This is a genomic window from Pseudorhodoplanes sp., from assembly GCF_035565855.1.
Classification (GTDB): domain Bacteria; phylum Pseudomonadota; class Alphaproteobacteria; order Rhizobiales; family Xanthobacteraceae; genus Pseudorhodoplanes.
This window is the reverse complement of record NZ_DATMRX010000083.1, coordinates 1-11,430: the sequence shown is the minus strand read 5'-3', so window position 1 is coordinate 11,430 and position 11,430 is coordinate 1. Positions and strand designations below refer to the sequence as shown.

Below are 11,430 nucleotides of genomic sequence, written 5' to 3'. Positions count from 1 at the left end.
GTTCGCCCACATCCGGCCAAGCGCGGCGAGCATCGCCTCGGTGTCGAGGCGCGGGTCGTCCGGCCCCGGCAGGCTGGCCGAGCCAAGCGCGGCGCCTCCCTTGAGCGCCTGCCCCGCAAAGGTCGTGAGAGCGCGGCCCGGTCCTACTTCGAGGAAAAAAGGCTGCTTGCCGACCGGACCCTTTTCATCGGCCAGTGCGGCCAGCGAGTCGGCGAAGCGCACGGCATGGCGCAGTTGGTCGCTCCAGTAGCAGGGCGTCGCGACTGCCGCATCCGCCCATCGGCCTGTAAGTGTCGAGACGAAGGGCTTTTCCGGAGCGGAGAGGGCGACCGATGCAACGACATCACGAAATTCGCTAAGCATCGGATCCATCATGGCGGAATGGAAAGCGTGCGACGTGTGCAGTCGCCGCGCCGCGATATTTCGCTCGGCAAGCGTGGTTTCCAGACGCTCGATCGCATGATGCGGCCCCGACAGCACAGACAGGCCCGGCGCGTTCACCGCCGCGAGCGATACATCATCACGGATGAATTCCCCGAGGCGCGCGTGGTCTGCCATCACGGCGATCATGGCGCCGCGCGGCATTGCGGCGATGAGCTGTCCCCGGCGCGCGATCAGCAGCAGTGCGTCATCGAGCTTCATGACGCCGGCGATTGTCGCGGCGACATATTCGCCCACGCTGTGGCCGACCATTGCAGCGGGCTCGATTCCCCATGAGCGCCATAGAGCGGCGATCGCATATTCCACGGTGAACAGCGCCGGCTGCGCCCAGGCGGTGTTCATCAATTCGGCCGCCGCCTGCTTGCGTTGCCTCTCGGGCGGGAAAAGAAGCGTGCGCAGGTCACGCCCAACGTGGCTCTTCAATACTTTCGCGCAATGATCGATCGCGTCGCGCACCACGGGCTCGCTTCGATACAGGGCCTCTGCCATCCCCGGATATTGCGATCCTTGGCCGGGGAACATGAACACGACAGGACGCGGGCCAGCGGCTACGCAGGTTTCGAGCGTTTCTGGCTCGCGCAACGCCGCGATCGCGGCAGCGCGGTCGTCAGCGCCAACGACCAGCGCGCGCCGGTGCCGAAAAGCGCGCCGCCCCGTGTGCAATGTAAAAGCCGCGTCCGGCAAGGCGATTTCAGGATGCGCCTGCAGGTGCATGGCGAGCCGGCGACATGCCGTATCGAGGCTTGTCTGGCTGCGCGCCGAAAGCACGAGGAGCTGGTGCTTCCGTTGTTTCGCCTGCTCTTCCCGCACCGGCGCCTCTTCCAGAATCAGATGCGCGTTGGTGCCGCCGACGCCGAAAGAAGAGATGCCGGCCCGCAGTGGCGCGCCGTTCCGCCGCCACGGCTGCAGGTCCGTCGATACGTAGAACGGGCTCGATACGAAGTCGATGGCTGGATTGGGCGCACGATAATGCACGGTCGGCGGTATCGCCTTGTGCTCGAACATCAGCACGGTCTTGATCAGTCCGGCGACACCTGCCGCGCAGGAGAGATGGCCGAAGTTCGACTTGACCGATCCAATGCCGCAAAAGCCGCGCCGGTCCGTATGTTCGCGGAACACGTCGATGAGCGCCGAGAGCTCGATCGGATCGCCGAGAATGGTACCGGTGCCGTGGGCCTCGATATAGCCGATAGTCTCGACACCGACGCCGGCCATTGCCTGTGCGGCCCGGATCGCGCCGGCCTGGCCGCGAAAGCTCGGCGCCGTGTAGCCCGCTTTGTCGCTGCCGTCATTGTTGAGCCCTACGCCGCGGATGACGGCTCGTATGTTATCCCCGTCGGCGAGCGCACGGTCGAGCCGCTTCAGCACAACGAGGCCCACGCCGCTTCCCACGATCGTGCCCTGCGCCTCGGCGTCGAACGGACGGCAATGTCCATCCGGCGAGAGGATTGAGCCAGGCGTGTAGAGATAGCCCCCATATTGCGGCACCCGCACGGTGACACCCCCGGCGAGCGCGATCTCGCAGCGGTCTGCCTGCAGGCTTTCGCAGGCGAGCGAGACGGCAACCAGCGAGGTGGAACAGGTGGTCTGGACCACCACGCTCGGACCGCGCAGGTCCAGCCGATAGGATGCCTGCATGCACAGATGGTCCTTGTCGTTGGTGACCATAAGCTGCATGCCGTCGAGATAGCCGAGGACCTCGCGGTTCAGATAGAGCTGGTAGAGATAGGTGCTCTGCTCGCAGCCGCCGAACAGGCCGATCGCGCCCTCATAAGTCGAGGGATCGTAGCCGGCGTCCTCCAGCGCCTCCCAGGTCGTTTCGAGGAAAAGCCGGTGCTGCGGATCGGTAAGCGCCGCGTCGCGCGCCGAGAAGCCGAAGAATTCGGCATCGAACTGGTCGACCTCGTCGAGCACCGGCGACGCGTGCACGTAACCGGGAAGCTGCGCGACCTCGTCCGGTATGCCGGCGGCCCGCACATCTTCCGGGCCGAGCTGCGTTATCGACTCGACGCCCTTGGCCAGATTGTCCCAGTATTGATCGAGATCATTCGCGCCGGGAAATCGTCCACGCATGCCGATGATGGCGATCGGATCGAACTTTCGCTGTGCACGGAAACCGTCACCGTCCGGCATCGGATGTCCCCTCAAAGTACCGGAGGCGCACCACGCGTCGCCATGATGCGCAGCGGAATCTCGACATGGGGCTCGCCGCCGCTGACGACGTGCAACGCCCCGACATATTGCGCTTCCGGCGCATAGATCGCTTCGTCGAGCGGCAAGGCGAGCGTGACCCGCGCTTCCTGGCCGGGCGCCAGCTCGAACTCGTTGGGCTCGCGCATGATGTTCGGAACGAACGCCGGACCGACGCCGTCGCTGCGGCGCGCATCGGCGACTTCGCACCGGATAACGGCCGGCACGTCGCGCGTGTTCGAGATCGAGAAGGAAGCATTTGCCGTCGAACCGAGCGCAGCGACGAGTTCGATGGCGAAACTGTCCGCCTTGGTCCGGCTCGCGGTCGCGAGCACGCCGGACAGGAACTCCTGCTCGCTCTGGGCTCGCAGGTCATTCAGCCCGTTGAGAAGCTCGAAATAGCTCGCGCCGAGCTGGCTCAGATAGTCTGGAAGGCGGCGTTCCAGATGTTCGGCGGCGGTCTTCTGGATCTGGTCCGAACCGAGCTGGCCGGCCGCCATTCGCTCGCTGAGCGTGCGATAGGACCGAGCGATATGCGCACTGAGCTGAGTCGAATAGTCCGTGATCTGCTGGAACCAGATCGCAGGGTCGGGCGAGGTGAGTTCCGGAGGCGACGGAACCGGCGCTGTCCCGGGTATCAGCACCTGCGTCAGTTCGTTGGAGTAGGCTGTGACGTTGCGCACCAGATCCGCGAAGAATTGCAGGGTGAGCTGGGAAAGCTTCTCATTGAGAGCGTGTCCGCGCTGGCGATAGAAGGCGGTCAGCATGTCCTGCAGAGCATTTGGCTCCAGCTCGCCTCTTGCGATGCGCTCCATCACGCGCTGGTAGAGATCCTGCGTTCTTTCCGCAGCGCCTGCCGTGGCGCGGAGGTATTGGCTATACCAACCGGACCAGTCATTGGCCCAGGCGATCGTACCTGCCGATGCCTGTCGATCAGCAGCAGCCACAGCCGCAACCTATGGTGAATGCGTCGCAGTCGCGCGGCAGTATCGCGATCGCGATGCGGATCGGGCGATGATCGCAGCCGGTGAGAGTGAGATCGGCTGTTGCAACGAGACACCCGTCGACGTCCCGAGTGCCCCGTTCGGCCTCATCGCGGGGTTCATTGCCGGGCGTCGGTTGCCGTTCAGGCGCGCCAATTCTCACGGCGATCAATATCTCGCGTTCGGCGCAGGGCGCGAGAGTAAAGCTCTTCGGCTCGAAGCTAACCGTTTCCACAGGCGCCGCGCCGCCGCCCCTTGTGTGCCAGGCGCCGAGTTCGACGGTGATCGTCTTTTCGCGCCGGCGCTCGTTCTCGACCACCACGGGAATGACCCGCTGCTCGCCGACGCGCGCATAGATCACCATGTCGACGTCGCCGATGCAGCAGAAGCATTCGCAATGATCAGGCCGGCAATGATGGCAATGACAATCGTGGTGATGGTGGTGGTGATAACCTTCGAGATGGTGGTGATGATGATCCTCATGACCATGATGATGGTGTTGCCAGCCATGATGGTGATGCCTGTGGTGCCGGCACTCGTCGCAGCCGCAGTCATGCCGATGCGGGTCCGGGTAGTAGCCGCGCATCGATTGGCCGCCGGGCCGCCCTGCCGGGCTGGCCATGCCGGCATATTGCTCATAGAGGGAGCTCAGCCAGTCGGTCGAAGGACTGCGCATGAGATCGCCATATCTGCGTTCGCGCCATCCGGGATAGAGCCGATCCATCCCTTCCAGCAGCGTCATGTTCATCCAGTCAGGTTGTCGCACGATAGAGTTCATGATCGACCCCTCGTCTTGCGCCGCGGTGTGGTACCCGCCGGCTTCCTGTTACGCTTCTCGGATGGTGTCTCGTCCGGTTGTTCCTGTGGCTGCGTCTCGCCCGATGGAAAGATCACGATGTCGAGTGTCGCGTTCATCAGCGGCACGCGCGCGCGGGCGCGCATGCCTGGTGGAGGCGGCTCGGGCAGGGATATGCCGACCTCGACGCTTCGCGCCTCACCCGGCGCTACCGTCACCTGCCCGTCCGGAACGGAAAGCGAGAGGCTGCCGACACGCGCCCTGCTGCGGCGAGAAGGAAGCACCAGAACGTCGACGACCTCGTCCGCCCTTAGGTCCGGCTTGCCCGCAAGGTCCTGGATGGCTTCGCCAATGTCGATTGCGGGCGCGAGATCGTCGCGCAACGGCACATCGCCAAGATCGGCAATGCGTGCCGGAGCATTGCCTGCATTGGCGACGGTGATGGTCTTTGTCTGCCAGCCATCGCGTCTGTTCTCGACCCAGAGCGTACTCGGCTCCACGCGCAGAGACACCGCCTCCGAGACGTAGAGCTTGGCCCCCCGGGACTCGCCCAATATGTCGAGCTCGACGGCATACTCGCCAGCCGGCGTGGTCAGCGGGAGGGACAGCGCCAGGCGAAGCTCACGTAGCTGGCCCGCGCGCAACACGGTCGTCGTCACGCTTTGGCGCGACGGCAGCCGACCCAGTCGGCCAGAGCGGTCCTTGAGACCGACATCCCGCAGAACCATGCTGTGTTCGCCCGGGTTTGCCAGTGTGATGTCAGCCGCGACGGCTCGTGGCGGCCCGATAAAAAGGATCGGCTTATCCGGCGCTGGTTCTACGACGATACGGGCCGGGTCGATCATCGCGCACCACTCATGACCCGAGGCGAATGCGAAGGCCGTTGCCGGTGCGGGTCGGAGGCTCGGCCTTCGGTGCGTCCCGCGGCGCCTCATGGCGAGGCATCGGCGCCCAGTTCGCGGGCGCGCCTGCTATCGCAACCTGCGGGCGGCGATCCAGCTCCTGCACCACCATCTCCTGCTCGCCCGACAGGGTGAAGCCCCAGACCTCCATGCCGAACAGAGAGAAGGCGACGCGATGCCGGTAGGGCTGGCGGACGCACAGATCGGGAACCTTCCCGATATTCGCGGTCATGCACAGATCGAGCGTGACCGGCCTGAGGTCCACCTTGATGTTGTCGTCAACCTGGAGGGGCCTGATGTCGTAGGTGTAGTCGGATTTCAGCGGCTTGATGTCGAAGCCGTAATCGGACTTGAGAGGCTTGATGTCGTAAGTGTTGGTGCCGTCGGTCTTGAACGTATCCGGCGCGTGTAGCGTGAGATCGGCCTTAAGATTGTCAAGACCGACAATATCGACCGTATTCTGCGATTTTACTTCTACGTCTGCCAAGGTGCCTCACATTTGATCGAGATGCACGACAACGCAAAATTATTGGATTCCTCAATTTGACTTGATACCAATTGTACTGTCAAGGACTCCAAGTAATCTATCCAAACTCGTCCATCAAAGTGGAAAATCAATTCGGATCGGAGCGAGGCTTTGCGTCGGCGACATCCAGGGATTGCGAAGACTGGCGGGCGGACCATGGCTTTGAGGGCGCTTGCCGCGCAAGAAGCGTCCTGGCAGGCCCTCATCGACCGCTTTGTTCGCACCACCACTCCTGCGGAATGCGGCTACGTCGCAGCGTGGGCGCTCGATTGCGGCCCGCATGGCGAGATCGCACCGACAGTGCTGGCGGCGCCGAGCGACATACCCGCACGCCCCCTTGGGAAGCACGAGATCTTCCTCTGGCTCGGGGTACCGTCGGCCGACGAGGCCTCCATCGCGATGGCGACAATCCTGCTCGACACGGCCGAGCGGACACAGGCCAACGCCTTTGCGCATCGTGCCGACCGCGCCAGCTACGTAGCGGCTCATGCGATGGCGCGCAGGCTGCTGGGCCGCGTTATGGGCTACGCCCCGGACGAGATCCGCCTTGCGCGCGATGCTTACGGCAAACCCTATATCCGGCCTGTCGGCTCGGACGCGGCCCCGCACGTCAGCATCAGCCATGGACGGGGTCTTGTCGCTGTCGCCCTGGGGGCGTGCCCGGTCGGCATCGATATCGAGCAGTTGGCTCAGCCACTCCGTCTCGACGCCATCGCGGAACATGTGCTGTCGCCGGACGCGCATGCCAGGCTGCTCGAGGTCGACGCCCAAGCTAGGCCCGCGCTGTTCCTGCGTTTCTGGACGCTCGGCGAGGCCTTCATCAAGGCGACCGGCCTCGGCCTCGCGCAAGATCTTCGAAGTTTCACCTTCACGCCGGCAGGCGAGCCGCGCCTGTTGCATGTCGATCCGCGCTTGGGACCTGCCGCCAGATGGCGGTTCGGCATCATCTGACGCGCAAGGGCGCGTGCTCCCCCTATTGACCTGCGTCAGGCGGCGCGTTGCGGAAATGGACGCACCGTCCGCCGCCTGTCCGATCGCGGGCGCTGAAGGTCAGTTCGCTTCGCCCCGTGCAAGCGCGGCGGATCTTTCCAGGCTGATGCCCGCCGCCAGAGGATCGGCGTGCCGATGAACCAGCCGCCAATCTTGCTCTTCCCGGCGATACACCAAAGTGACGCGCAAAGCCCAATCCTGGGCCGGCAGGCCACCCACCTCAACATGCGCCCGTTCGATCGTTACAAGCACGACGAGGTCGGCGGAGCTGTAGGATTCAACCAGTTCCTGCGCAAAAGTGCCGTTCCTGAAGAACCGACCCATCGCCGCCCACCGCTCGCCTGTGATGTCCGAGCCGCGCGTGACCGTTCCACCGAACGGGGACATCAACGTGAAGTCGTCGGTAAGCTTGACGGAAGCGCGATATTCTTCGACGTCGCCGCGCAGGAGCGCCGCGTTTGCTTCCTTGGATCGCTGAACGAGCGCGACAACTGCCTGATCGGAGGCTGAGCGTCCTCCGGCCTGGGCCGCCGCACTACTCGATCTGGCGACCTGGGGCATTGCGAGGCCGGCTCCTGCCGCGCCAAGAACTGAACGTCGTGAGGCTGGCATGATTTCTCTCCTTCCACGATCTCGACGGTGCGAGGCGATCATATGCGGTTAGCGGGCAGGCCGACGCGTCGTCAGTTCCTCGGCCGGATCACTGTTCCATTCGGGTCAAAAGACTGTGCAGCGGGTGGAACGACAGCTTCGGCCGGACGCCATCCGGCAGTCTCGGTGCTATGTGAGCGGCGAAGAAGCGGGCCGCGTCTTCTCTGGAATCCCACACTTCGACGATCCTCCAGCCGCCATCAAGGGGGTGCGACATATGCATGACGAAGCCGGGTGCCTGCCTCAACGCGTCGCCCACGAGGGCCAGCATGCCGTCGTAACCTTGCGAGGACTGGCCACTTACTTGGGAAATCATCATCACCGACATTTTCTTTCTCCGCGGCGAAGGTCTATGAGATCGCGCATCGACACCGATTTATCCAGTGATATGATTTCAGCGACATGCTGAATGAGATTGACCTTTCGCGCGTCGACCTCAACCTGCTGGTTCTGTTCGAGACCGTGACGGAGGAACGCCACGTCGGCCGGGCAGCGGAGCGATTGAACCTTTCGGCTTCCGCGGTCAGTCACGGTCTCGGCCGGCTCAGGCGGTTGCTCAATGATCCGCTATTTCTCAGGACGCCAAAAGGTGTCGTTCCGACGTCGCGCGCGCTGGAACTCGCCGCACCTGTCGCCGACATCCTTGCCAGGGTGAGAAACGTCGTCTCGACAGCCGCGCCTTTCGACCCGACCACATCGTCGCGCCGGTTCACGGTCGCGGCTCCGGACGGAATATCGGGCGTGGTTCTGCGCCCGCTTCTCGCCGAACTGAACCAGCTTGCGCCGCACATCGACATTGCCGTGCGTCAGATCTTGCCGTCGCCGGCCCGCGTCTGGCACTCGGCGATCGCTGACCTCGAAACCCGCGCGATGGACATCGCGATCATCCCGTCCGACGACATCCCGTCACGTTTCCATCGGCGTTGCATCTACAAGGAGGATTTCCTGGTCGCGGTGCGCGCCGGACATCCGTTTGCGGACAATCCGAATCTCGAACGGTACTGCGAGTCGCGGCATCTGGTGGTCTCGCATGGCGGCGATTCCCATGGCTTCGTCGACGAACTTCTCGCGAAGCAGGGCATTTCGCGGCGGGTCGCGCTGACCGTCCCCAATTTCATGCTGGCTCTTGCCGTCGTCGCCGAAAGCGACTTCATCGCCGCCTTGCCAAGGCGGTTCATCGCCATGCATGCCGCCCGTTTCGGGCTCGTTGGCCTGAAGCCGCCGCTCCCCCTTCCCGGGTTCAGCGTGAATGCCCTGGCGCCGAAGGTCGCGATGATGGACGCTGGCTTGGGCTGGCTTTTCAATCTCATCGCAAGCACGGCTCAACCCGAACCCAACGCTGGTCGGCCGCATAGATGACCAGCCGACCGTTGCATGGCGCGGTGCGTCGAGACGCGTCTCATTTGGTCGTGGGGCGCCAATGCGAATTGAACCGAATTTCAAAGCCGCCAGGGCTGCTACTGCGGCCGTGGATCGCGTGCTTTCGGCTTTCCCGAACGACGCCACGGATCATTACGTGAAGGGGGAAATCCTCCGCGGCGGCGGAAAGGACTTCGAAGCCGCTATCGATGAATTCAAGACGGCGGTCTCGATAAATCCCAGTCTGGCACCCGCCTACGCATCGCTCGGCAATGCGGAAATACGAGCCGGCCGGGCAGAAGAAGCATTCGCTCCTCTTCAAACGGCAATCCGGTTAAGCCCGCGAGATCCTCTGCTGAATATCTGGTATTTCAATGTTTGCCGCGCGTACACGCATCTTGCCCGGGACGCTGAGGCGGTTGAATGGTGTCGCAAGTCCGTCGCAATCATTCCTTTCTGGATTGCCTATGTCGATCTGGCCTCTGCATATGCTTGGCTGGGGCGGGATGCCGAAGCACGCGCCGCCATCGGTGAGCTTCTTAAGCTAACGCCGAACTACACTGTCGACCGGTGGGAGCATGCGGGTTTTTCGAACAATCCAGTTTTCCTGGCCCAATATCATCGGATCGTCGAAGGCCTGCGCAAAGCTGGCTTGCCTGAGAATAGCCAGCCAAGCTGGGATCAATGTGAGCCCACTGAGAGATGGATGTTGTCATAATCGGAGGGCCAGAGCCTCGGTGACGCCCCTGCGAGGCTACGCCACACGGCTTGCGCGTCGATCGACCAGAGCGCAAGCCGATGGCACGTACTCGGAACTATGCGCCGAGCGTCGCCCTGACCCGCGCGCGGGTGTAGGGCAGATCGTAGATCCGCTTGCCCATCGCGTGCTTGGAGGGATGGGCGATGGCCCCGGCGGTCGGCCAATGAGCCGCTTCCGCAACACCGAGATAAGGTGTTCCGGGGTTATCGATCAGGTAAACTTCGACGCTGTCGGGGACCTAGCTGAAACGCAGGATCGGATAGGAAGACCAATCCGCGCTGGTGTTGTCGAATTGCACCGCTTCGTAGAGGGGCCAACTCATCGCTTGCAGGATGCCGCCCTCGGTCTGATTGATGATCCCGTCCGGGGACACGGCCTCGCCGCAATCCACCGCCGAAACCACGTGCGAGATTCGGATGTCGCCGCTGTCCATGTCCACCTGCGCCTCAAGGGCAATGGCCAGAAGGCGGCATGGTTCTTGTACTGGGCGAAGCCGAAGCCGCGTCCGCGCCCGGCGGGGAGCGGGTCGTTGCTCCATCCGAATTTTTCCGCCGCCACCTCGATCACCTTGCGCGCCCGGGGGTTCTTCATATGCCGCAGCCGGTACTCGACCGGATCGGCGCCGGCCTCATTGGCCAGTTCGTCCATGAAGCTCTCGATCGACAACACGTTGCAATAGGCACCCAGGCCACGTAGCGCCGAGACGCGCAAAGGCATGTCCGGGATGAAGTGCCAGTTCACGCGCTGGTTCGGCACGTCGTAGAGCGGAATTGCATTGCGGTCGCCATTACCCGCCGGCACGATTTCCAACTCGCTCGGATCCTTCGGGAAGCGCCTCGATATGAGGCGGCCGGCAAGCAACGAGCCGGCCGAACCCGGCCTTCTCCTGCATAATTTCGTGGAGCCTAACGGCGGGATGCTACAGGTACTGCTCCGTGCCTGCGCAGATGAATGATCTGCAAGGTAAGCCCCACGACGAGCATGACAATGAGGCTTCCAAGTGCCCCGAGCAGGATCGGTGAGCCGGGGGTGCCGACGATAGGATTGCCATCGGGAACGCGGGTCAGGGTTTCGTTGACCGACGGAACCATCAGCAAGAATACGGTCACTGTCAGGAAGATCGTTTCGAGATATGCCGCAGCGCGACCGAGTCTCGGCACGTAACCAACACCGTAGCCGGCTATGAGCAGCGTCAGGGTTGCGAGAGCGACAACATTGCTTCCCGGTTGCTTGGCGACGAGGAACACCGTGAGGCCCCCGATCAGCATGCTTCCGAAGTAGATCGCACCCGCTGCCGAGCGCGGCACTATCCGTCCGTGACGGGCAAGCATGTAGATGGCCAGCGGTATCGCCGGCAGGCTGCCGAGCGTGTGCAGCCAGCCGAGTGGCGAGATTCCAAACATCTTCTTCTTCCTCTATTCTTATCAGAGCGCAGCGATCTGCTGGTCGCCGGAGCCGGCGATCCTCGCGAGTCTTCGGCAGAGCCCTTCCGAAGCCTTGCGACAGATGTTCGAAGGCATTGCTGGTGCGATTCGAGATCCCCTCGCAGACAGCGTCGCAAGGCTTCCCGCGGAGGTTCAGACGATCGTCAGACCGACATCGACATTGTTGCGCAGTGCGTTCGAATAGGGGCAGGTCTGATGCGCCGCATTGACGAGCTTCTGCGCGTCCTCATGCCCGATGCCCGGTAGGTGGATGGCGAGGTCGGCCGTGATGCCGAAACCGCCCTCGGAGCGCGGGCCGATGCCGATGGTCGCGGTGATCGAAGCGTCGCCGGGAACCTCCAGCTTCAACTGCCGCGCAACAACTTTGAGAGCCCCCAGAAAGCACGC

The 11,430-nt window shown here is 63.3% G+C and carries 13 protein-coding genes; 3 read left to right on the top strand and 10 right to left on the bottom strand.

What is annotated here, in order from left to right:
- The 5 genes from VN004_RS04705 to VN004_RS04685 form a co-directional block, all read right to left on the bottom strand.
- Nucleotides 1–2,574 (bottom strand): type I polyketide synthase (locus tag VN004_RS04705; RefSeq protein WP_325607515.1); only part of this gene is annotated, 2,574 nt, incomplete at its 3' end.
- A gap of 11 nt (nt 2,575–2,585) precedes the next feature.
- The gene (locus VN004_RS04700) at nt 2,586–3,578 is read right to left on the bottom strand and encodes a hypothetical protein (protein ID WP_325607513.1); all 993 of its coding nucleotides are present in this window, start codon (nt 3,576–3,578) and stop codon (nt 2,586–2,588) included.
- Entirely contained in the window at nt 3,565–4,392 is an 828-nt protein-coding gene (locus tag VN004_RS04695) for a hypothetical protein (RefSeq protein ID WP_325607511.1), read from the bottom strand. The genes VN004_RS04700 and VN004_RS04695 overlap by 14 nt, the downstream gene beginning before the upstream one ends.
- Nucleotides 4,389–5,255, bottom strand: a complete 867-nt coding sequence (locus VN004_RS04690) for a hypothetical protein (RefSeq protein ID WP_325607509.1) — start codon at nt 5,253–5,255, stop codon at nt 4,389–4,391. The genes VN004_RS04695 and VN004_RS04690 overlap by 4 nt, the downstream gene beginning before the upstream one ends.
- A gap of 10 nt (nt 5,256–5,265) precedes the next feature.
- On the bottom strand, nt 5,266–5,799 hold the full coding sequence (locus VN004_RS04685) for a hypothetical protein (RefSeq protein ID WP_325607507.1): 534 nt from the start codon (nt 5,797–5,799) through the stop codon (nt 5,266–5,268).
- Nucleotides 5,800–5,994: 195 nt separating this feature from the next.
- Between VN004_RS04685 and VN004_RS04680 the strand changes: the two genes are divergently transcribed.
- Nucleotides 5,995–6,789, top strand: a complete 795-nt coding sequence (locus VN004_RS04680; protein ID WP_325607505.1) for a 4'-phosphopantetheinyl transferase family protein — start codon at nt 5,995–5,997, stop codon at nt 6,787–6,789.
- A 99-nt stretch (nt 6,790–6,888) separates the two neighbouring features.
- Here the strand turns inward: VN004_RS04680 and VN004_RS04675 are convergent, their stop codons facing one another.
- Entirely contained in the window at nt 6,889–7,389 is a 501-nt protein-coding gene (locus tag VN004_RS04675; RefSeq protein WP_325607503.1) for a nuclear transport factor 2 family protein, read from the bottom strand.
- Nucleotides 7,390–7,528: 139 nt separating this feature from the next.
- Nucleotides 7,529–7,807, bottom strand: a complete 279-nt coding sequence (locus tag VN004_RS04670; protein ID WP_325607501.1) for a hypothetical protein — start codon at nt 7,805–7,807, stop codon at nt 7,529–7,531.
- A gap of 74 nt (nt 7,808–7,881) precedes the next feature.
- Between VN004_RS04670 and VN004_RS04665 the strand changes: the two genes are divergently transcribed.
- The gene (locus VN004_RS04665; protein ID WP_325607499.1) at nt 7,882–8,838 is read left to right on the top strand and encodes a LysR family transcriptional regulator; all 957 of its coding nucleotides are present in this window, start codon (nt 7,882–7,884) and stop codon (nt 8,836–8,838) included.
- 61 nt (nt 8,839–8,899) lie between these two features.
- On the top strand, nt 8,900–9,556 hold the full coding sequence (locus VN004_RS04660; protein ID WP_325607497.1) for a tetratricopeptide repeat protein: 657 nt from the start codon (nt 8,900–8,902) through the stop codon (nt 9,554–9,556).
- Between the two features lie 280 nt (nt 9,557–9,836).
- Here the strand turns inward: VN004_RS04660 and VN004_RS22500 are convergent, their stop codons facing one another.
- The 3 genes from VN004_RS22500 to VN004_RS04645 all read right to left on the bottom strand — a co-directional run.
- Complete coding sequence (locus tag VN004_RS22500; protein ID WP_414710228.1) at nt 9,837–10,031, bottom strand: molybdopterin cofactor-binding domain-containing protein; 195 nt, start codon at nt 10,029–10,031, stop codon at nt 9,837–9,839.
- Nucleotides 10,032–10,503: 472 nt separating this feature from the next.
- Nucleotides 10,504–11,001 carry a hypothetical protein gene (locus tag VN004_RS04650; protein ID WP_325607495.1) on the bottom strand — a complete coding sequence of 166 codons (498 nt, stop codon included), beginning with the start codon at nt 10,999–11,001 and terminating at the stop codon, nt 10,504–10,506.
- 174 nt (nt 11,002–11,175) lie between these two features.
- Nucleotides 11,176–11,430: Ohr family peroxiredoxin (locus VN004_RS04645; protein WP_325607493.1), on the bottom strand; the 255-nt coding region annotated here is incomplete at its 5' end.

Excerpts from the sequence above, each read along its gene's own strand:
- VN004_RS22500 (WP_414710228.1), bottom strand. The coding sequence starts at position 10,031 with ATGGACAGCGGCGACATCCGAATCTCGCACGTGGTTTCGGCGGTGGAT.
- VN004_RS04695 (WP_325607511.1), bottom strand. The coding sequence starts at position 4,392 with ATGAACTCTATCGTGCGACAACCTGACTGGATGAACATGACGCTGCTG.
- VN004_RS04670 (WP_325607501.1), bottom strand. The coding sequence starts at position 7,807 with ATGTCGGTGATGATGATTTCCCAAGTAAGTGGCCAGTCCTCGCAAGGT.
- VN004_RS04680 (WP_325607505.1), top strand. The coding sequence starts at position 5,995 with ATGGCTTTGAGGGCGCTTGCCGCGCAAGAAGCGTCCTGGCAGGCCCTC.
- VN004_RS04675 (WP_325607503.1), bottom strand. The coding sequence starts at position 7,389 with ATGCCCCAGGTCGCCAGATCGAGTAGTGCGGCGGCCCAGGCCGGAGGA.
- VN004_RS04660 (WP_325607497.1), top strand. The coding sequence starts at position 8,900 with ATGCGAATTGAACCGAATTTCAAAGCCGCCAGGGCTGCTACTGCGGCC.
- VN004_RS04690 (WP_325607509.1), bottom strand. The coding sequence starts at position 5,255 with ATGATCGACCCGGCCCGTATCGTCGTAGAACCAGCGCCGGATAAGCCG.
- VN004_RS04650 (WP_325607495.1), bottom strand. The coding sequence starts at position 11,001 with ATGTTTGGAATCTCGCCACTCGGCTGGCTGCACACGCTCGGCAGCCTG.
- VN004_RS04665 (WP_325607499.1), top strand. The coding sequence starts at position 7,882 with ATGCTGAATGAGATTGACCTTTCGCGCGTCGACCTCAACCTGCTGGTT.